The organism is Coprococcus sp. AM97-35 (assembly GCF_027697525.1).
Lineage (GTDB): Bacteria > Bacillota > Clostridia > Lachnospirales > Lachnospiraceae > Allocoprococcus > Allocoprococcus comes.
Window position 1 is genome coordinate 216,771 of the sequence record NZ_JAQESL010000003.1, and the last position, 21,866, is coordinate 238,636.

Genomic DNA, 21,866 nt, shown 5'->3' on the forward strand with positions numbered 1-21,866 from the left:
TCCTACTGCATAGAACGGATAATTCCGTCACGATATTCGTTTGGTGTAACGATCACCGGCATATTTCCCATATCAATGATCGAGCGACCGTTTTCAGTTCCCGAAGGCTCTTTTGCAAATAACGAAGTATCGTACATCGCACCCTGTCCGGCAACCTGTTTTACGATCAAAACACGTTTTTTCCCCGGGCGAACCACATCATGGTACTCATGTCTCTCTGTGCAGAGATCGCCCCTGAACTTCTTCATCTGTTCCCGGAAAATCTGGATAAACTCGTCACAGGCATGGTGGGCTGCAAGTACACCTTCTCTTTCCTGTCCCATTCCAGGTTTCAGAACAACATCAAATGACACAATATAATCATCATCCCCCGGAGTACCCGCACGGTTCAGATACAGCTTCTCTTTCAGATTACCTTCACTGGACCCAAATTCGTGTGCCTGTTTTCCGTTTTCATCTACACCGGTAAGGATTACATAAACGCCGGTGAGCGTATGCGTAATCCCGTCCCCAATCTTTCCAAGTACTTTGGTCGATATCGGAATGATATCCATCATCGTATTGGTATAACGGTCATGTTCTCCCGGTCTTATAATCTGTACATCTAATTTGGAAAGCTGTGGATATTTCGGTAAAATTTCATCCAGTATTTTCTTCTCGATCGTCATCTTTCCAGATGCTGTCACTTTATTTTCTCCGCCTTCTTCCACCTCAGTAATATGGAAAGCTTTGATCACAAGCCGGCGCAGATCTATTTCTTTCTCCATATAATCATCCTCAATTCTAAATTGAACCCAAATGCGCCCTGGCACATTTGAGGCACATAGCACCTTTTATCTAACAGGAAATTTTATCAAAATATCCAGTTAAATAAAAAGGACATCTCCGGCAAATCAGAGCTTTCGCCCCAATCCTGCCGGGGATGTCCCCTTTTTACTATTTGATTATACTTTCGCTACATATTCAAACGGCAGCGGAACAACTTTTCCTGGAGTATCCAGCTTCACGAGCTGTTCCAGAGTTGCTTTTACGATGCCTGTCTGCATCTCAACGTTGTGTGGTTCACCAGCGTTAGCTCCCATAGGAACACGCGGAGCAACCGCACGTGGGGTACCGGTCTGACGAACAACCGGCGGAAGCGCAGCAATAATAATTGTAGGAATTCCTGCGGCTTCAATCGCTCTCTGCACCAGAACTGCAGAGCGGTGGCAGGTACCTCAACCAGCGGTGAGGATAACTGCGTCTACGCCTTCCTCTACAAACATCTTTGCAATGGCAGGACCAGTTTCATGTTTGAATTTTTCCTGGTTTCCGCCACCACCCATGAATCCGGCATGTACCGGTGCACATGCTTTGATAAATCCTTCTTTAGCAAGCTCATGGATACGGTCAATCGGGAACATACAGTTGATGTCTTTGTTTACATCACTGTTGTCATATCCACCGTGAGATACCATTAATTCATCTGACGGCATTTTATCTGTTATTTTTCTCCAGGTAAAGTCACCGGCAAGGTTGAATCTCTTCTGATCCTTGTGGTGCACACCTGCTGCTGTGGCGAGGGCAATTGTCATATCCTTCAGTTCTTTTTTCACCGGAGCCCATACTGGCGGCGGAGTTACCGGAACAAAGATTTCTGACTGAAGTCCTTTAACAACGGTCAAACTCATGTCTATTTCCTCCTGATATAATTACACTTCATCATTCTTCTTATGAGACTTCATTTCTTCCTGACGTCTCTGATACGTCTGCAGGTTACTAACATATTTTTCATTGGCGTCCGGTCCAAGCTGTTCGACAAAACTCATATTCCATCCAACTTCCTGTCCTACCACTAATGGATAATCCGTAATCAGCATTCTCATCGGGATTTTCAGATAACCTAATCGTCCCTTCAAATCGATTCCAACACATCCATCATGGATCTCTACGATTACGCCTTCCATATAGATGATCTTATCGCCATATTTCATAGTCATTCACCTTAATCGTATTTTTCTTTTCTCTTCTGGCTCATCGGCAGTGACTGCTCGTTCTTAACCAATTCAATTGTTCTGTCCATAGTCTTTGAAATCAGTTCGATGTTATTTGCTTTTACATTCGGATTCCATTTTCTTTCTGCCTTCTTCACTTCTTCTCCAGCCATTCCAGCTTTCAGCATAGCAAGTGCACGGATTGCTTCTTCCTGGCAAAGTGTGTTGCAGGCAAGAACTTCGTTCTCGATTCCTGATTCAGATTTGTTGTTATCTACCATGTACTGCATGTATTTGTTTCCAACTACAAGTGCTCCCTGTACTGCGCAGAATGAAAGTCCAACAACCGGAATTCCTCTCATACCGATCTGTTCGATATGGCTTGCGAAATCGATGTGGTTGTTACCAAATCCTTCTGTTGTAACAAATGCGCCATCAACATCAAGAGCTTCTACCATCATACCAACACGTTTTGATACATAGAATTTCTCTGTATTGATCTGTGGGCTACCTACAAAGATAACACCGCAAAGGTCAACTTCTTCATCATGGAGAGTTTCAAGAACCAGTGGTTCTCTCCAGTAATGTCTTGACATTTCTTTTGATGCAGGTCCGATACAGGTAAGTGCATGGATACATCCGTCAAGTACTTCCAGTGGAGATGCCATAATCGGTACGTTTCCAAGGTCGACGTTTGGTCTTGCACCAAGTACTCCGACTGGTTCCATAGGAAGAATCAGGTTGTCATGCATAGCACCCTGTCCCATGATTTCTTTTACGATAACGACTTTCTTCTTACCAGGTCTTCTTACCTGATTGAATGTCTCTGTATCTACTACAAGGCTTTCGTCTTCTACTTTCTTCAGAGCTTCACGGATTTCCTGTGTGATCACATCTGTTGCAGAATGTGCAGCAAGCGGGCCAGGTCTTTCCATGTTGGTTCCTTCTTTGATGATAACTTCTGTCTTGATGAAGATTTCACCTTTATCAGGAGCTCCCGGACGTCCCCACATGATATTTTCATCCAGGTATCCTTCGGAAGAACCGAATTCACCAATCTGAACACCATTGTCGTCTGTTCCGGTAACCATCATGATAACGCCATCAAGTACTCTTGTTGTACCTGTACCGATTTCGTCTTCGCCCTCTTTTGTAGCGATCGGCTGTACGTCCATGATTGTATTAGAATAAGTATGGTACTGATCCGGTGTAATGATATCAATCTTTAACTGATGAACCAGTTCCTGTGAAGCAACTGCTTCTTCTTCAATTCCTTCTCGGATGTAAAGAGTTGTTCCTTCGATTTTTGTCTCCGGTCCACGCTTTACTTCTGTAATTTTATAATGCTTTCTGGTAACGCTTCTTACGACTTTCGGTTCCAGCTCTTTTGTCGGTGTTGCGCCTGAAACCACGCCTGCCGGTAATTCTACCTCTGCCGGTACTTCCGCTACTGCAACACCGTTATTAAAACCCATCGGCATTTCGATATCGATATCTTTGCCTTCTCCAATGTGGATTTTTAACACGCCGCCAACTTTCTGTACACTTGCTGTAGGATTTGCAGTAACTGCTGGTGCTTCTTCTTTCACTTCTTCTTTTGCTTCTTCAGCCGGTGCTTCCTCTGCTGCAGGTGCTTTTGCGCCTTCAACAAGATCAGCTGTAAGTGGTGTAAGAGAATCGCAGGTCTTAACAAGCTTTGCTCCAAGTACCTGTTCGATTGTAAGTGTTCCATCAAGTTTCAGAAGTCCTGAATCTACCAGATCATCAAAGATAGCCGGATCTTCAAGGTTTGCAGCCTGGATTGTAATGCCGCCTTCTGCTCTACAGCATAATACTGCAGGATCTTTTGCATGTTCTTTTGCGGTTTCCGCTGTAATTGACATAATAATTTCCTCCTTGTTAATTTAACAATAACTCAATTAACTATTTATACACTCACCGAAGTGAGGTATCAACTTATCTATTTACCTTCCGGTAACTGTTCTACCTGTTTTGAAACACGCAGATATCTGTAAAGTGGATGTCCGATTGTACGCATTACATGGTCTGTCTGGTGGAATACCTTAAGTCCCATCTTCGGTGCTGATCCCATTACTGTATTTGAACAGTCTGAGCAGTTACCAATAATAATGTACTCGCATCCATCCTTCTTGAACTGAATATTATTCTTAGCCTGTCCAGGACAGTTTCCAGGTCTTTCGCATTTAAGCGGAGCTCCCGGTTTGTTTTCAATTGCCTGTTTACATCTGGCTACTGATTTCACTACACCATTCATCTTCTGACAAATATCTCTCATACGTTCTTCGCTACCACCGCAGGCACATACCAAAAGACCTACACTTGCACCATGAAGATCCGGGAAATCAATTGTAACAATGATTCCACCAGTTGTCTTTGTGATCGGTGCATCCTCTGTAGTAGCATGTCCGGTAAATGGACCACCCATGATGATTTCCCCATATACACCATCAATACCACCGGCACGTTCGATCATTTCCCCAACGCTTGTGCCGACCGGTACATCCATAAATACATGTGGCTCATTACCTCCATTGATCTTACCGATAACAGTAAGGTTCTTAGAAAAGCATGGCTTTCTCTCTTCAATTGCTTCCGCAACTCTTGCAAGAGTTTCTACATTACAGACAATTGCATTCGCTGCTGACGGAAGCTGTGTTGTATTCAGTTCGATTCCAAGACATTCTCTTACAACCGCACGTTCTTCTCCCATCGGATAAATATCCGGAAGTAAGTGGATCGTGATCGCCTCTTCATCTTTTAATGCCTCGCGCAGTGCCTTTACTGCTTTTTCATTTTTCTTCTTAATTGCAAAAATAGCTTTTGATGCATTGGAAATCTCCATGCAGTGTTTTACTCCGCGGATAACTTTCGCACAGTCATCTTCCAGCTGCTGAATGTTATGACGAAGTCCAGGCTCACACTCCGCTGCATTTACAAGGATATATCCTCCCTGCAGATCTGTTCCGAGTTTTACACCTGTCGGGAATCCGGCGCCACCCATTCCGACAACACCTGCCGCTTTTACCATATCAAGCTTGCTGCCTTCCGGAATCTTTACATATTCATCCTTCTGTTCTTCATCCGGCTTGATGATGATACGGTCTTCCAGTACGTCTTCTACCACACCATATGCACTTGAAAAAATATTAGCTCCAAGGCCTGTCGGTGTTGCAATCAGAGTCCCTTTTTCTACTCTGTCTCCGGCTTTTACAACCGGTGCACAAGGAGCTCCTACATGCTGACGCAGCAAAATCTGTAAGTTTGCCATGTCTCTTCTCTTCCTTTCTCCTCTACGTCGAAATCTATATCTTATCTTGTCCTACGCGTATTTGACTATAGTTTAACAAATAGATATATTTTTTTCAATAGCATTTATAGATTTTCACTTTTCATGTTGGACTCAATACTAGAATCTAGTCTAGTGATTGATCTGTACTATAGTCTATATGATTTTACTTGAAAATTCAATATCTTTTTTATATATAATCTATTTATTTTTTTCATCGGTTCTGTCTGATTTTTACAGATTGTCTATTTTTTCTCATTTTACTTATCCGCATTATCTATAAGTATTCTGGTCAAGAGGATTTACGTCAAAAAAGAAAAGCCACCGTACTGTTTCCCCTAAAACAATACAGCAGCTTTTCTCTTTATCTTTTTAAGGCTTTTCGCCCAAAAACCTCTCTTTTTGGCGAGGGCATGTGGGAATCGAACCCACCCAGGACGCTCCTAACGCCCCACACTGGTTTTGAAGACCAGGAGACACACCAGTTATCCATCTACCCCCATATATTGATTATTCCAATCAAGCTTATTCATTATAGCAAATTACCATTGACTTTTCAAGTATTTTCGTACATAATATTTTTAAAGAAAACTGAACTGCATACTAGACTCTGGTCTGGTCTTTCAACTAAGGAGGAATATTAAAAATGGAAATCAATCCAAAACTGAATCTTGACGCATTTGAGGCATCTTTCCATGCGATTGACACACATACAGTTGGGGAATTTACAAGAATCATTACATCAGGTTTCCCGAAGCTTGAAGGGGATACCATGATCGAACGTAAGAACTTTCTTGCAAAGCATTACGACAAATACCGTCAGGCTCTGATGTTTGAGCCACGTGGACATCATGATATGTTTGGTGCGCTTCTGACAGATCCGATCCACCCGGAAGCTGATTTTGGTGTAATCTTCATGGACACTGGAGAATATCTGAATATGTGCGGTCACGGAACAATCGGTTCGGTTACAGCAATCATCGAAACAGGACTTGTTCCTGCCGTAGAACCTTATACAGAAGTTGTTCTGGATGCTCCTGCAGGAATTATCCGTACCAAAGCAGAAGTCAAAAATGGAAAGGTACTTAATGTAACACTTACTAATGTACCGGCTTTCCTTTACAAAGAAAACCTCACCACAGAAGTTGATGGCAGAGAAGTTCACTATGATATTTCTTTCGGCGGAAGCTTCTTCGCACTTGTTGATATCGAACAGTTCGGATGGCACGTAGATCCACAGTCAATCCCACAGCTTACCGATTTCGGTATGAAGCTGATTGAAAAGGTCAATGCTGAAGTAGAGATTCGGCATCCGGAACTTGATATCACAACTGTCGACCTTGCAGAGCTTTATTGCTCTACCGATACTCCTGGATGTGACAAACGTAATGTCGTTATCTTCGGAGATCATATGGCTGACCGTTCTCCTTGCGGAACCGGAACCAGCGCAAAGCTCGCCACCCTTTACAAAAAAGGTGAGATCAAAGTTGGACAGCCTTTCGTATATGAAAGCTTTATCGGCTCTCAGTTCAAAGGCGTAATCTTAGACACTACAAAGGTTGCCGACTATGATGCCGTTATTCCGCAGATTACCGGAAGTGCTTATCTGACAGGGGAATCTACTTATGTGATCGATCCAGATGATCCGTTAAAATATGGCTTCAAAGTAGGCCGTTAAGTCATAATCTTTCAGGAGACAGAGCTATGTATATGGCTTTGTCTTCTTTTTTTGTAAACAAATTACTTTCTTGTTATTTCATGTCCATTCTGCTATAATAAAAAAAGATTACTATTTTCAAAGGAGGGGAATTTTCATGCCAAAGAAAAGAAGTTCCACCAAAAGCCGTATCATAAAAGCCGCGTGGAATCTATTCTACAAGCATGGTTATGAACAGACCACTGTTGATGAGATCATCTCGGCTTCTAAGACCTCAAAAGGAACCTTTTACCACTATTTTAAGGGAAAAGAAGCTCTTCTCAACACACTTTCTTATCTGTTTGACGAAAAGTATGAAGAGCTTGCAGGAATCGTAGATCCGGATCTTTCCGCTTATGACAAGCTGTTATTTTTTAACCATGAACTATTTCATATGATTGAGACCAGTGTCGATGTCGGGCTTTTAGCCTCCCTCTACTCGTCCCAGCTGATCACCAAAGATAAGCGCTCCCTTCTTGAAAACGATCGTTACTATTTCGTGTGGCTCACTGAGACAATCAGCACTGCACTGAAAAATGGAGAATTCAACGGCACCAGTACTGCTGATGAACTTCTGAAGATTTATGCAATGTACGAACGTGCTGTTCTTTATGACTGGGCATTATGCAAAGGCAAGTATTCTCTCACCGCATACAGCGACAAGCTTCTTCCACATGTACTTGACCAGTTTGTAGAAGGATTTTAATTTTGTCATTTTTTCATTGACAGTATAGACACCCTTCTGCACATGGATCATCGCACTACAATCGAGTAGGCTGACTCCTACTCGATTCTTATACTTTGTACATCACCTCGCTTAACAGCTCGATGATGTACATTCGTCAAATGCAGATCCTTGTGCAAGCACAAATCTGCACTTGGCTCATCGTATACACAAAAAGACCAGAACCCGCCCCACTACCAGGGCATTCTGGTCTTTTTCTTTTCACTGCCGCACTTTTCCCTTATGCACTGTACTCTATTCTTCAATCAGGAAGCTTTCCTGTTCGATTCCCTTTCCGGTTTCAAGAAGCTTTTCTTTTAACTCCTCTAAAAGTGGAACATTTACCTTTTCCAGCTTTTCCATCGTCTCTTTCGAGATTGTTTTCGCATATTCTTCGTATTTCTCGTAGGTCTCCACATCCATCTGCAATGGCTTTATTCCCGGGAAAATATGCTTCTGGATATATTCAAAAATCCGGATTCCACCGTAATCCATATCTCCGCTGTGGAATACTTCCACGTCTTTCCCTTCGATCACTCTCTGCAGCTTCTTCAGAAATTCTCTTTCAAGTGGTGAAAAATATCCATGACTGTAGATATAAAGGATCTCCGGATCATATTCCATCGCAAGGTAATTCGTCTTATTCTCGATCGTCACGATTTTTTTCAGTGCCGGCTGCTCTACCTCAACCATTGCATGCTTGACTGTCTGGCTGTTCAGCACAACTCCATATGTAAAATCGGAAAGATCCACTCTTTTTGCTTCTGATCCTTTCCAGATCTTCAGTTTAAGCGGTCCTTTAACTGCCAGTTCCTGGGAATTTTCTTCGATCAGCAGCTGCTCCAGAACCGTCTGGATATCCATATCTGCCGTAATCTCCGGGCAATATCTCCTTGCAGCCGTCACCACATTTCGTTCCATCTCCCGCTCGAAGATCTTGCTGTCCTTCAGATAGCGTTTACTGAAAATCCGCTTCATCATCGGTTCTTCCAGAGAGTCCAGTCCCCGGTAACAGTCCAGATATTTTTCCAGCTTCTCTATATTTTTCGGCAGATCACCTTCTGTGATCCGCTCTTTCAGCTTTTCCAGATAATTCTCGATCCATTCTTTCTGAAAGCCTTCCGAAAGCTCCTGGTCAATCATACGTATATAATAATTTACCTTCGCCTGCTTCGGCCAGTATTCTTCTCCGCTTTCGCTGTCTGCAAGACGGTAAAAATCCGGAAGATGCTCCACCTGATATGCCACAAGCTCTACATCACTGTCCGGAACAACCCATTTTTTCACAGTCACAAGTCCTGCTCTTTCCAGGCGCTGCACCTCTTCGATCAGCTCTTCTTTCCCACAGGCATCATAATCCTCCTGTGTGATCCGAAGGGTCCTCCCTCCAGTCGCTCCTTCCCGCCAGTCACGGCTGCTGTTCTCACATCTTTCTATAATCCTGTCTACCAGATACATTTTCTATCACCCCTGTTCTTCCTCATCCGCAAGCTGTGCGAACTCGGTTTTTTCAAATTCCTGAATTGATATATGCCGTTTATTCGGGTTGGCATATACAAAGGTTTTATCAACATTTTCCAGATAATTCTGGATCTTATCATTTGTGGCACTGATGATCGCCTGGAAACCAAGTCCACGGATCAGCGCAATACAGCTTGCCACCTTCTCGGCATCCATTTTTGAAAATGCCTCATCCAGAACGACCAGTCTGAGTGTCGGATTCCTGTGGATTTTCGGGGAAAGATTGATCCTGTAAATCTGTGCAAAGCTTGCAAGAAGTGCAACATAAAGAGGATTTTGTCCTTCTCCTCCGGAATTCTTACGGATCATCTTGCCAAGACCGATTTTCATGTCTTCCTCACCCTGGACAATCTGCTGCATGTCGAAGGAAAGATAAGTACGGTAATCCGCGTACTTGTCCATATTTTTCTTCGCCTCTTCCAGTTCCTCATGGGTAGCATTTTCCGGTGGGATAAATATGCCGATCAGTTCATTCATCATATCACCGTAGTTTTCTTCATGCTCCATCGTGAACAGATTCATCTGGTTCTCAATAGAACCTGAAAGCTGTGCCGGATTGATCTGCAGGGTATCATCCATAAACATCTTATAGTACTTTCCGTCTGCACCCTTATTCTTCGTGATCACAAACTGGTACTTATCTTTTCCGAAATCCAGCCGACTGATGATCCGGTTCAGCTCATCTCTTCTCTGGTAGGCCTCGCGGATCGCACTGCGGATCTTGAAAACAAAGTCATCCTTGAAGTGCTCGACCGCTGCCTTTGCCTGTTCATTCGCTGCCTGCCGGTAGGTTTCCAGATTATCACACGACAGGCTTTCCAGAAGCTCCTGATAAACCTTATTATCTTCTTCTACCACTGAAAAATTACGCTGCGTATATTTTTTGGTATAAGCACTGCGGGCTGCCACCAACTCCTGATAGATCTCTTCTTTTTTCTTTCCAAGCTGCTGCAGCTGCCTTGCACTTGCCTCTTTTAAATAAATATAGTTTCTGCTTTTCTGTGCTTCCAGATACTCTTCAAACTGCTTTTCAAACCTTTCGTTTTCCTGAAATTCTTTCTGGATTCCAGAAAGTGCAAATTCCGACTCTGTAATACTGTTTCTGAATTTTTCGATTTCTTCCCCGTTTTTCCAGATTTCTTTCTCTGTCTTCGTGATCTCTTTCTGCTTTGCATCCCGTCTTTCCTGCACTTCTTTCATCTGTGCTTCCAGAGTATCGACTGATTCTGCACGCAGTTTCTGCAGCTTTTCAAGTAAATCTTTCTTACGGGTTTCTTTTCCCTTTATCGCCTTTGCATCCAGGATCTGGCTGATATAATCCTCTGTCGGAAGTGGCATTGCTTCCAGTTCCAGAAGTTTCTTTGCCTCTTCCACAAGTGCCGCAAGTGGAAGCCTCTTCTCCTGAAGCTCATCACAGTGCTTCTGAAGCTGCCGGATCCTCTGACGGAGACTAATCTCTCCGATATAAGCACGTCTCATATAATTTTCCGGATTAATATGCTGCAGACGATAGCTGTGATACAGCATACAGTCCGGTGTCACACCAATCCTGCACTCCCTGAGTTCCTCAATGTTCTCACATTTCATGACATTACCAAGAAAGAAATTGATGTAAGACTGCACGTATTTTTCTTTTGCTTTTACTTCTTCTGCAAGAGCGCCCTGCCGGACAATGTGCTCTTCTTCCATAACCTTTTCCGTATCCAGAATTGCAGCACGGAAGAATTTCTTCTTATCCATCTCCTGATAAATATCCATTGCCGCTTTTGCGTACTTCGGCTCTACGATCAGCAGAAGTTTATTATTTCCCATATAGCCTTCCACTGCATTGTGCCATCTTTCATCCCGGATTTCCAGAAGATCTGCGAGAATCTGCACGGAAACAAAATTTCCACAATTCTCCTGCAACCGGTTCTGCAATTCCAGCCTTGCTTCTTCCAGCTCTTTTGGATATGCTTTTCTTCCCTGTTTCAGCTCTTTTAGCTCTTCTTTAGCTTCCCGTTCTTCTTTCTTGATCTGACGAAGTGTACTGTCCGTATCCCGACGTTCTTCTTCGATCTCCGCACGCATCTGTGCGATATTTTCTTTCAGCCTTGTAAGTTCGCCCTCCGAAATCGTACCGGCTTCAAATTTATCAATATCCCAGATTGTCTGGTTGGACGTAATCTCCTGTTCTTTCCATGCTGCAAGTCTCTGTGCTGTCTTTGTGAGACTCGCCTTGCTTTTTCCCAGATGTTCCAGAGTCTCGTTAAGTCCTGCAAGTTCTGCTTCCAGTGCTTTATAACCACTGTTATTCAGACGAAGTAAAAGCTCCTCATGCTCCTTTTGCAGTTCTCCACTCTGGCGCATCAGCTCGGCTTTCGTATGCTCCTGTACCTTGATACCTTCTTCTCTGGTTTTAATCTTATCATGGAGTCCCTGGATGTCCGCCTGAAGCCGGAGCATTTCCAGACGGGTAAGACGGTAGTCACATTCCCTGCTTTTTTCTCGCTTATCATCAAAATCCTGATAGATTCCATCGATCTTCTTCAGTTCCTCAATCTCTTCCATCGTTGACTCAATTTTGCTGCGCATTCTGCCATACTGCATGATACTTTCTTTCAGATCCTCAATCTGGATATCCTGTTCCATACAGATATATTCTTTTACAAATTCTTCCAGCTTGATATTCATCCGAAACGGGATTGCCCGCTTAAAAAGACGTGGGAACTTTTCTTTATCCAATCCGCCCAGATACACATCATAAAGCTGACGGCGGAAACGCTCATTGCTCGGTCCACAGTAGAATGCCTCTTCACCAAAGGTACGCTGCAGATATTCTCTTATTTCCACAGTAGAAAGACATCTCTTTTCTCCCCGGTAAGCATTCGCAAGCAGACCGCTTCTGTGCCAGAAAAACAGGCGGTTGATCTCATTTGTTGCTGTCTCCACGTCAAATACAACGCCCACGCACTGTTTCTCATGGGTTCTCGTCTGTTCCAGCTCGATCACAATCGTACTGGAAAAATTCTTATTTCGCAGATACTGGGACTCATTATTTTCACTGATGTTTACCATTCCGCGCAAATACTCGATCAAGGTACGGTCGGAATCATCTGCTGCCGCTTTATTAAAAAATCCACGTCCGTCCGTGTTAGCATAGAGCACAATCTGAATTGCATCGATAACCGTTGATTTTCCACTTCCGGAATGCCCGGTGAAAAAATTGATCCCTTCACTCAAAGTCAGTATTTTTCTGTCTATATAATGCCAGTTGTTCAGGCAGATTTTTGAAATCGCCCAGAACGGCTGCCTGTTATCCAATGTCTCCAAGAGTCTCCTCCTCTTCTTCCCGGCTGCTTCCAAATGATTCCAGAACTTTTCTCACCGCATCTCCCTGCAATACTGCATGGATACACGGATAGATCAGAAGTCTTGTACTTTCATTTAACTCTTCCAGTACATCCAATGGCTCGATCAGCTGGTATTTTTTCAGCATGGCAATAGTTCTTTTCATCTCGGTCGGTGACGGGATACTGCGAAGCACGCGAAAATCTCCTGCTTTTCCGTTGAGTGCCCCCAAGGTTGTCACAATCTGGCTGCTCGACGAAACCGATGCCATCTGCTCATCATAGATCAGTTTCAGCAATAATATGTAAATAGTCGCAAGACGCGGAAGCTTTTCTCCCCAGACCATCTCATCCTGAATATAGATCAGACCCAGATGTACATTCTCGCATAACGTAATGCCGGCAATCTGGAAATACATTTTCAGAAAATCAATGTGCTTTTCGCAGATACGGTACTCTCTCTGATACTGGAGTCTGCCCGCACGCTTGTCAAACTTCCTCTCCAGAAGAAATGTCTGTCTATAGAGAAGCCTGATCACATCTGTCAGATCTTCCTGTTCTTCCTGTGTAAGCTGCTCAAAATATTCTATCATCCATTCTCTCCAATTTCCGTATACTTTTTATAAATGCCTTCTTACAAATTTCAGTGCTGGATAACGATATCCGTTCTTTTCAATCGTTTCCGCATCCTCTTCCAGCGCTTTGTATTTGCTGTTCTTACGGGTACTGAGGTCGTATGCAAGAATTAGCTTTTCAAAATCATCCTCTGATGTAAGGGAAAGCTTTTCCGTATCCAGCATATCTTTCTCCATATGCTCTTCGATAAATTCTTCAATCTGCTTTTTGCTGAATCTGAGCTTGATCCGGTTCAGGCGAAGCACATCTTCTCTGTCCAGATCGTCTACTTCCTCTTCTTGTGCCATCTTGCTGACAAAATCCTTCCGGCTTCTTCTTCGCTTATAAAGAGATTTTTCTGATAGGATTTCGACCAAAGACAGATTCATCTTCTCCCCCGTCTTTTGAATGACCTCTTCATAATCATCCTCTGACATCCGGTTCAGGAGCTGAATCACCAGTCCCTTCGTGTCACTCTCTCCGCTCAAAAGATAATTCAGCCTCGTCACCGTCGCACGCACATATTTGCTGTGCTCCTTATCCATATTGGAAATGCGGTGCTCGATATCATCAAAGCCTCTCTCGATCATATCCAGAAGTTCCAGCACATCTTCTCCCGTATCTCCGGTTGCACGGGCGCGCTCACGGATCTTCTCGATCCATTCCTCATCATCCCGCATCTGACGCAGACATTCTTTGATATCTGTCTTATAGATATAAAAATTATCCGAAGTCTTCAGTATATGGTATTTTTTCCGGACAATCTCTTCCACATATCCGTCCAGATGCTCCTTCAGAAGATCCCCGTAAAACTGCTGTTCCAGAAGCCTTGCAAAAAATTTATCCATGTTATGCAGCATATCCTGCAGTGCTTTGTTGAGCCGTCTGGTATTGATAAGTGCTGTCCGGAGCATATTCAGATTCACCCTCGGATCATTTTTAAACGAGAACAATGTCGCATAGACATTCTGGATATAGATCTCTGTCTCCTCCAGGTCCTCCGTAGAAAGCCGCTCAAAGGCATCCACAAATATTGCTGCATAATCCGGAATTACGATATTCGTCATCAATGTATTATAATCTTCAATTTTCTTCAGCCATCCTTTTCGGATCAGCCAGTTCAGAATCCTTGCCGACGGAGTCTCCAACATATCAAACTCAGTCTCATCTTCCTCCCGCTTAAGTTCGATCTGTTTCTTCATATACAGATCCCGAAGCACCTGAATACAGACTTCCCTGGTCAGGAAATAATTGCTGTATTGGTATTCTTCATTGATCGCCATCAAAGCCTCAATGTATGTCTCTCTGTTCACAGAACGAAACAGACTCCAGAAACTCTCCGGAATTTCAAAACGTAACTGCATGCCTTGCCTTTCTGTAAATTCATAAATTTTTCCATTATCTATAAGTATACCATATTCTAGTCTCTAAATGGAAAAAATTATTTTTCTTGTTCCACGAATATTCTCAGTAAACGGAAAAAGGAAACCGCAAAAATGATTCCTCATCTTGCGGTTTCCTCTTTTTACCTCTTCTTATACCATACACTCGTGAATCTCTTCTTCTTCAAGACCAATTCCCTGCATGACATTTTTCAGTTCTTCCCTGCATTCCAGCGGTGCGCACCAGGAAAGCCCGCATCCTGCTGAAATACTTCTCGGTACCGGGATCATACGTCCCTGTGCACCAACTTTTTTACATTCTTTTTCCATCGCCATCGCATCCGCTGTTGTGTGGAATGTGATGACCAGCTTTAACTCTTTTTTTCTCATTATTCAATCACAATTTCAAATTCAGAGCCCTTCTCGGTAGAAGTTGCCTTCTTTCCTTTGTCCTTCGCAAACTTCTCAATGTTCGTCTTCTGGTGAGGTTCGCTCACAAGAACCTTGATCGGTCCGTTTGCATTCTTCAGTGCCTCTGCGGTAAGCATCAGCGGTTCCGGACACGAAAGTCCTCTTGCATCTACTTCTTTCATATTTTTTACCTGCCTTCCTAGCATATCATATTCCTTATGGATTATCTATCCAAATTTTGTAACTTCTGATTATTTTGCCTGTTCTCTCTTGTTCGTAAATGCAATGATAAAGCATGCAATAATACAGATGATACAAGCAACTTTTCCATTCGGCGTTACGGCTCCTGCAACGAGTTCGCCTGTCTCTGCATTCATTGCGGTTCCGCTTGATGCAAGTCCGAAGTTATGGCAAAGTGCTGCTGCAAAGAACATGCCAAGTACAGTAACTGCTGAATCAGAAGAGCCCTGTCCTGCAAGGATCAGCTGGCGAAGCGGGCATCCGCCGGCAAGAACTGCCGCGAATCCTACTGCATACATGCCAAGGATATTCCACAGATGGTTGGAATGTGCAATGATTCCAGGTGTGTTAAATCCAAGTACGAATCTTCCTGTTGCCAGGTTGAAGATCAGCATTACTACAAAAAGACCTGCAATAATTGTAAGAAGATCAAAGTTCTTCATTAAGATCGCATCACGGATTCCGCCGGCGAAGCACATTCTTGATTTCTGAGCAAGTGCTCCGAAAATAAGTCCGCCGATCAGTGACATGATAATTGGTGCATGAAGACTTCCAGGACCTGCTTCACTTGCTTTGAGAAGTGTTGAGCAAGTTGCAAGAATCAGAATACCAAGCATCAATACCGGAAGCACTGCTCCACTTTCTTTATTCGTCTCATGCGCACGTCCAAGGCTGAATCCTTTTTTAAGGGCAAATGCTCCTGTTCCTACTCCAAGTACAAATCCAATCAGTGCTACCCATGCATTCAGGTCACCTGCTGACATACGGATTACCATACGGAGCGGGCATCCAAGAAAAATCAGGGAACCAATCATAATTACCATACCAAGGATAAAGCGGATCATCGGTGAAGATCCTGCTGTTGAACGGTACTCTTTTGTTGCCACTGAAATAATAAATGCTCCGATTACAAGACCGATGATCTCCGGTCTTGCATACTGTACAACTTCGGCCTGGTGAAATCCCAGTGCTCCTGCCGTATCACGGATAAAGCAGGCAATACAGAATGCCATGTTTGCCGGATTACCAAAGTAAGCCAGACATGCAGCTACAAGCCCACACAGAACCCCCGCAAGTGCAAGCTTCTTCTTTGAATCTGATAAATTCATTTTTCTTCCTCCTTCGTCTTTCTCTCATTCGTCATTTTGACTATTAAAGGCTTTTTTATTACCTTATAATTATACCTTTTGCACAACTTTTTGTCCAATTCATAATTAAAATAGACCGATATATATATTGATACTATCAATACTATACCGGTCTTCTATCAATCTCTGATCTTATAAAATTTTACTCTTCTTCTGCAAGCTCGCAGACTGCCCGGATTGCAGTATCCACTTCTTCCTCTGTGTTATAGTGGGAAAAACTGAATCTGACAGCCCCCTGCTCTACGGTTCCAAGCGCCTCATGCATCCGTGGTGCACAGTGTCCTCCTGAACGGGTAGAAATCCCATAATCTGTCAGAAGTGCATCGCTGACTTCTCCCGAATCATAATCTCTGATATTCAGGCTCACTACCGCACAGCGGTCCATGCTGCTGAAATCCCCATAAATTTTGACTCCCGGGATTTCCTTTACCCCTTCATAAAACCGTTTCATCAATGCCTGTTCCTTTGCACGGATCGTATCAATTCCTGTTTCTTCCAGATATCCGATCGCAGCATCCAGTCCGGCAATTCCGTGTCCGTTAAGTGTTCCTGCTTCCAGTGCTGTCGGCATCTCTTCCGGCTGTGTCTTACTATAGGTCTGCACACCGGTACCGCCTGAAAGAAGCGGCCGGACATGAACGCCTTTTCTCACGTACATTCCACCGGTCCCCTGCGGTCCCAGAAGTCCCTTATGGCCGGTAAAACACAGAATATCAATATGCATCTTCTGCACATCGATCGGAAATACACCGGCAGTCTGTGATGCATCTACCACAAACAACAGACCATGCTTCTGGGCAATCTCCCCGATCCGCTCCACATCCACTTTGTTTCCCGTCAGATTAGAACCATGGGTACAGACAATTGCTTTTGTATTCTCTTTGATTGCTTTTTCAAAATCTGCATAATCCAGAGTTCCTTTTTCATCACATCCAAGGAATGTCACTTCAACTCCCTTTTTCTCCATCTCATAAAGTGGTCGGAGAACAGAGTTATGTTCCAAAACCGTAGAGATCACATGGTCTCCCGGATTTAAGATCCCCTTGATCGCAATATTCAGACTCTCCGTTGAGTTCATGGTAAATACGATCTGTCTTGCATCTTCCGCCCCGAAAAAACCTGCAAGCTTCTCTCTTGTGTCATATACGGTTCTTGCTGCTCCGAGAGATGCCTCATTGACACCTCTTCCTGCATTCCCCATTGAGCACATTGCTGCGGTGATCGCATCAATTACTTCCTGTGGTTTGCGCATTGTGGTTGCTGCATTATCTAAATATATCATATTGATCCTCTTTTCATTTCCCCATATGTGCATCTGGATAAAAATCCTTTACAATCCGGATCAGATGCTCTGCTGCTGCAGGCAGCTGATAATTTTTATTGTATACAAGGTTCAGATAACGACTGCTTTCGTCCTTCTGTAACGAGAATTCCAGAACCTGTCCGGTCCGGATCTCCTCTTCTGCTGCAAGTTTTGATATGATCGTGATTCCAAGCCCACTCTTTACTGACCTTTTTATCGCTTCCGGATTCTCGATGCTTGCTACAATATTGAGAGTATCAGGCATAATTCCTGCTTTTCTCAATATTTTTTCTGTTTCCTTGCGGGTTCCCGATCCTTCTTCCCGCATAATGACCGGTTCATTCTTTATCCATGTTGCTGTCTTATAGCGCTTCTGTATTTCCTGATAAAACTCGGTATTCGGCATGATAACAACCAGTTCATCCTTATAAAAAGGCATATATCTGCAATACTTTTTTTCAAGTACCGTACCTGTGAATCCAATATCTACCATATGCCCTGCTACCTGTTCAACAACACCGCAGCTGTCATTTTCTGAAATCCGGAACTGCTCATCCGGATAAGTCTCTCTGAATTTCGCCAGAATCGCCGGAAGAACATACTGTGCCGGAATCGTAGAGGTCGCAATTGTAATACATTTTTCCTCTCGATGCGCATCCTTGGAAAATACCTGCTCGATTTCTTTTTCGAGTTCCACCATCTGGCGCGCATACTGATATAATTGCTTTCCTTCTTCCGACAATTTTACTTCCTTTGTATTTCTGACAAAAAGCCGTGAGTCCAGTTCTTTCTCCAGAGAAGAGATATGTGCACTGACCGTTGGCTGCGTCAGGAATAAAAGCTTTGCCGCTTTTGAAAAACTTCCCGACTCAGTTACCTTAACAAATGCCTCCAGCTGCTTTAAATTCATAAATATGCCACCCTCTCACTTTCTCCGCCTGTCTTCTTTGTCACCTTAATGCTGTCCATATATTCTAAAATCGGTTTCGCACTCTTTCTGCTTGTTGAGAACATATCTCTCACCTGTGCGATCGTGATCAGATTTTCTTCCTTCAGATGATTCTGAATTTTTTCCTTCGCTTCATCCATCAGGTGTTTCATTGTAAACATCTCTTCATTGATACGGATTACTTTTCCTTCGTCAATCATCATGAGAACCACATCTTCCGCTGTCTGGCGCGGAATTTTTCCAAAATCAATCTCTGAAAATCTCACAAAATCATATCCTGCTTTTTCAAATGTATCTTCGATCAGCTTCTCTGTCTGGAGATACATCGCGTCCTTCGGAACTTCATATCCCGGAAGCGAAAGATATTCTTCCCTTCTTCCATAGACGTTTTCTCCCGTCATTCTTTCGATATACGCATCAAATATGTTTGGTTTGATCTTTTTCAGGAATGTGTTGTGAATTTCGGCTTTCTTCATTCCATATCGGTATGGATGCTCACTGTGATATTTCTGCAATGTCTCCTCTATCTTCTGACGTACTGCAAATTCGCTGTCTCTGTGCCACAAATATGTGTCCTTCTTCATTGGGAATACAAAGATTGTGCCCGATTCTTCCAGTTCTTCAAGATACTCCTTCAGTTCATCTACGGAATGTGCCATCACCTTTGCAAGCTCAGCAAGTGTGATCATCGTGTCGCCGTGTTCTTTGATCTGAAGCTCCATAACATCGCCAAGTGAACCGGATTCTTTTTTCTTCAGTTCTTCGATTGTCTGTGCATCAAAACGTTTCTTACGCACCGGATTCGGTTCCAGAACGATCCCGCCTCCGATAGTCTCCATCGGCGAATAGAAACGTACTACAAAACGGTCGCCTCGTTTGACCGCAATCTCTTCTTCCAGTCTGAGCTGTACCAGTCCCTCTTCTCCCGGTCCGATCTGCTCCTTATCCAGCAGAACAGCACGGCAGAGGATCTCACTCGTACCCGTGTATAAATGCAATCTCTCATGATTTGTAAGGATACGCATGGAGTCTTCCAGAACTTTCAGCTTCACATCCAGAAGATCTGTATTTTTCATACTGTTCTTCGGCGCAAGCACACACCCTCTGCGAATCTCCTTTTTCTTCACATTTGACAGATTGATCGCCACTCTCTGTCCGGCATAGCATTTGTCCTGATTCTGCCCATGTACCTGAATATTACGAATCTTGCACTCTTTTCCGATCGGATACATTTCCAGAACGTCTTCCCTGGTGATCGTACCGGAGATAAGTGTCCCTGTGATAATTGTCCCAAAGCCTGACAGGGTAAATGCCCGGTCAATCGGAAGTCTTGGAATAGTCTGTGTATCCTTTGCAACCACCTCATCCGACATCAGTTGCTGTATCGTATCCGTCAGTTCATCAAGCCCCTGCCCGGTTGCAGCCGATACTTTAACAACCGGTGCACCTTCCAGAAAAGTACCTTCCAGTTCTTCCTGGATTTCTTCCTCAACGAGTTCCAGCCATTCTTCATCGACCAGATCACACTTGTTGATCACCAGAATGCTCTTCTTGATCCCAAGGAGTCCCAGAATGTCCATGTGTTCTCTTGTCTGCGGCATGATACCTTCATCCGCTGCCACAACCAAAAGTACCAGATCCATTCCGACAACTCCCGCAACCATGTTGTTGATAAATTTTTCATGTCCCGGAACATCAATGATCCCTACACGGTCTCCATTTTTCAGATCAAAATAAGTAAACCCGAGGTCAATGGTGATCCCTCTTCTCTGTTCTTCTTCCCACCGGTCCGTGTTACGTCCGGTAAGTGCTTTTATCAGTGTCGTTTTCCCATGGTCAATGTGACCTGCGGTTCCTACGATAATGTTTTTCATAATAATTCTCCCAGCATCTCTGCTATCTTCTTAAAGTAGCAGGATTCAATTGTCCGCACATCCAGATAAATCGTGTCGTTGGCTGTACGCGGAATGATTGGCATAGAAAGATGCCGCATCTCTTCTTCCAGCTTCGGTACACTGATATTCTCCGGCTTAATCGTAACTGCCATACTCGGAATGCGTTCAAGTGGAAGAGAGCCTCCACCGATCTGTGATTCACACGGTTCCATCCCGATCGTTGCAGCAAGCTGTGCATTCTGCAGAATCCGCTTCAGAGATCTTGCACGCTTTTCCACATCCGCTTTGGACTCTGTGATCATACGCAGTACCGGAAGATTCTGGATTGCCTTTTCTTCTGATAAATATTCCTGTAATACCAGTTCCAGTGCTGCTGCTGTAAATTTATCAATTCGCAGTGCACGTGTCAGCTGATTCTTCTTCATCTGGTCAATATATTTCTTCTTACCGATGATGATTCCAGCCTGCGGACCACCGAGCAGCTTGTCTCCGCTGAAGCATACAACGTCCGCTCCCTTGCGGATGGAATCCTGAACCGTCGGTTCATAGGTCAGTCCGTATTTACTCAGGTCGATCAGCACGCCACTTCCAAGATCTTCGATAATCGGGATATCGTGTTCCTGCGCAATCGGAATCAATTCATCGATCGTAACCGTCTCTGTAAATCCAACAATACGGTAATTGCTTGTATGAACTTTAAGGAGTGCTTTTGTCTCCTCTGTAATCGCTTCTTCATAATCAGAATAATGTGTCTTATTCGTCGTTCCGACTTCCACAAGTGAAGCTCCGCTCTGCTCCATTACATCCGGAATCCGGAATTTGCCACCGATCTCAACCAGCTCTCCGCGGGATACTACAACTTCCCCGCCTTTTGCCATTGAACTTAAGATCAGCATAACAGCCGCAGCATTGTTGTTAACCGCCATCGCAGCCTCTGCCCCGGTCAGTTTGCAAAGCAGTTTTTCAAAATGAGAGTATCTCTCTCCACGTGCTCCTGCTTCCAGATTATATTCCAGATTGGAGTAACCACTCACAATTCCTGCCAGTCTCTCAACATGCTCCTTACTGATCGGTGCACGGCCGAGATTGGTGTGGAGAACTGTTCCTGTTCCGTTGATCACCATTTTCATATTCGGCTCATGCAGCTTTCCGGCATGCCGTTTTATATTCTGCGTAAGCATCCCGATCTGCGCTTTCGCTTTCTCTTCTTCCTCGCACTTTCCGATAAATGTTCTGAGCGCATCCATCTCTTCACGGATCACATCCATCACAAATTCACGTCCATATACATCAATCAGATTCTGTATCTCCTGTTCTTCAAGCAGAATATCTACTTTCGGAATACTGCGAAATAATAAATTTTTATTCATTTT

General features: G+C 43.8%; 18 protein-coding genes and 1 tRNA gene. 2 read left to right on the plus strand and 17 right to left on the minus strand.

All coding sequences use genetic code 11. The features are described from left to right. Positions 1–2: 2 nt before the first annotated feature. From prdD to PG840_RS04600, 6 genes are all read right to left on the minus strand, one after another. Positions 3–767 carry a proline reductase cluster protein PrdD gene (gene prdD / locus PG840_RS04575; RefSeq protein WP_118198963.1) on the minus strand — a complete coding sequence of 255 codons (765 nt, stop codon included), beginning with the start codon at positions 765–767 and terminating at the stop codon, positions 3–5. A gap of 177 nt (positions 768–944) precedes the next feature. After that, positions 945–1,670 (minus strand): D-proline reductase (dithiol) protein PrdB, encoded by a 726-nt coding sequence (prdB, locus tag PG840_RS04580; protein ID WP_082421153.1) that lies wholly within the window; start codon positions 1,668–1,670, stop codon positions 945–947. A gap of 21 nt (positions 1,671–1,691) precedes the next feature. Continuing rightward, complete coding sequence (locus PG840_RS04585) at positions 1,692–1,973, minus strand: CBO2463/CBO2479 domain-containing protein (RefSeq protein ID WP_022220196.1); 282 nt, start codon at positions 1,971–1,973, stop codon at positions 1,692–1,694. 11 nt (positions 1,974–1,984) lie between these two features. Further along, entirely contained in the window at positions 1,985–3,856 is a 1,872-nt protein-coding gene (prdA, locus tag PG840_RS04590) for a D-proline reductase (dithiol) proprotein PrdA (protein ID WP_008372497.1), read from the minus strand. A gap of 77 nt (positions 3,857–3,933) precedes the next feature. After that, positions 3,934–5,262 carry a proline reductase-associated electron transfer protein PrdC gene (prdC, locus tag PG840_RS04595; RefSeq protein WP_008372495.1) on the minus strand — a complete coding sequence of 443 codons (1,329 nt, stop codon included), beginning with the start codon at positions 5,260–5,262 and terminating at the stop codon, positions 3,934–3,936. Between the two features lie 421 nt (positions 5,263–5,683). Continuing rightward, positions 5,684–5,781 (minus strand) — tRNA-Sec (locus PG840_RS04600). A 145-nt stretch (positions 5,782–5,926) separates the two neighbouring features. Here PG840_RS04600 and PG840_RS04605 point away from each other — a divergent pair. Further along, complete coding sequence (locus PG840_RS04605) at positions 5,927–6,958, plus strand: proline racemase family protein (protein ID WP_117823717.1); 1,032 nt, start codon at positions 5,927–5,929, stop codon at positions 6,956–6,958. Positions 6,959–7,094: 136 nt separating this feature from the next. After that, on the plus strand, positions 7,095–7,682 hold the full coding sequence (locus PG840_RS04610) for a TetR/AcrR family transcriptional regulator (protein WP_008372489.1): 588 nt from the start codon (positions 7,095–7,097) through the stop codon (positions 7,680–7,682). Between the two features lie 273 nt (positions 7,683–7,955). Here PG840_RS04610 and PG840_RS04615 read toward each other — a convergent pair whose 3' ends face one another. From PG840_RS04615 to selA, 11 genes are all read right to left on the minus strand, one after another. Continuing rightward, entirely contained in the window at positions 7,956–9,158 is a 1,203-nt protein-coding gene (locus tag PG840_RS04615; RefSeq protein WP_195251608.1) for a Wadjet anti-phage system protein JetD domain-containing protein, read from the minus strand. Between the two features lie 6 nt (positions 9,159–9,164). Further along, positions 9,165–12,533 (minus strand): SbcC/MukB-like Walker B domain-containing protein, encoded by a 3,369-nt coding sequence (locus PG840_RS04620; protein ID WP_330674090.1) that lies wholly within the window; start codon positions 12,531–12,533, stop codon positions 9,165–9,167. Continuing rightward, positions 12,517–13,143 carry a DUF4194 domain-containing protein gene (locus tag PG840_RS04625; RefSeq protein ID WP_173687094.1) on the minus strand — a complete coding sequence of 209 codons (627 nt, stop codon included), beginning with the start codon at positions 13,141–13,143 and terminating at the stop codon, positions 12,517–12,519. The genes PG840_RS04620 and PG840_RS04625 overlap by 17 nt, the downstream gene beginning before the upstream one ends. A gap of 27 nt (positions 13,144–13,170) precedes the next feature. Next, on the minus strand, positions 13,171–14,529 hold the full coding sequence (locus tag PG840_RS04630; protein WP_270613382.1) for a Wadjet anti-phage system protein JetA family protein: 1,359 nt from the start codon (positions 14,527–14,529) through the stop codon (positions 13,171–13,173). Between the two features lie 171 nt (positions 14,530–14,700). Then, the gene (locus PG840_RS04635; RefSeq protein WP_008372464.1) at positions 14,701–14,937 is read right to left on the minus strand and encodes a DUF3343 domain-containing protein; all 237 of its coding nucleotides are present in this window, start codon (positions 14,935–14,937) and stop codon (positions 14,701–14,703) included. Then, on the minus strand, positions 14,937–15,140 hold the full coding sequence (locus PG840_RS04640; RefSeq protein WP_022220208.1) for a sulfurtransferase TusA family protein: 204 nt from the start codon (positions 15,138–15,140) through the stop codon (positions 14,937–14,939). Before PG840_RS04640 ends, PG840_RS04635 begins: the two co-directional genes overlap by 1 nt. Positions 15,141–15,209: 69 nt before the next feature. Beyond that, positions 15,210–16,307 carry a YedE family putative selenium transporter gene (gene yedE, locus PG840_RS04645; RefSeq protein ID WP_117823714.1) on the minus strand — a complete coding sequence of 366 codons (1,098 nt, stop codon included), beginning with the start codon at positions 16,305–16,307 and terminating at the stop codon, positions 15,210–15,212. 181 nt (positions 16,308–16,488) lie between these two features. Continuing rightward, positions 16,489–17,628 carry an aminotransferase class V-fold PLP-dependent enzyme gene (locus PG840_RS04650; RefSeq protein ID WP_117834843.1) on the minus strand — a complete coding sequence of 380 codons (1,140 nt, stop codon included), beginning with the start codon at positions 17,626–17,628 and terminating at the stop codon, positions 16,489–16,491. A gap of 13 nt (positions 17,629–17,641) precedes the next feature. After that, the gene (locus tag PG840_RS04655; protein WP_270205606.1) at positions 17,642–18,559 is read right to left on the minus strand and encodes a selenium metabolism-associated LysR family transcriptional regulator; all 918 of its coding nucleotides are present in this window, start codon (positions 18,557–18,559) and stop codon (positions 17,642–17,644) included. Beyond that, entirely contained in the window at positions 18,556–20,472 is a 1,917-nt protein-coding gene (gene selB, locus PG840_RS04660; RefSeq protein ID WP_270205605.1) for a selenocysteine-specific translation elongation factor, read from the minus strand. Before selB ends, PG840_RS04655 begins: the two co-directional genes overlap by 4 nt. Beyond that, the gene (gene selA / locus PG840_RS04665) at positions 20,469–21,863 is read right to left on the minus strand and encodes an L-seryl-tRNA(Sec) selenium transferase (RefSeq protein WP_270205604.1); all 1,395 of its coding nucleotides are present in this window, start codon (positions 21,861–21,863) and stop codon (positions 20,469–20,471) included. The genes selB and selA overlap by 4 nt, the downstream gene beginning before the upstream one ends. Positions 21,864–21,866 lie beyond the last annotated feature (3 nt).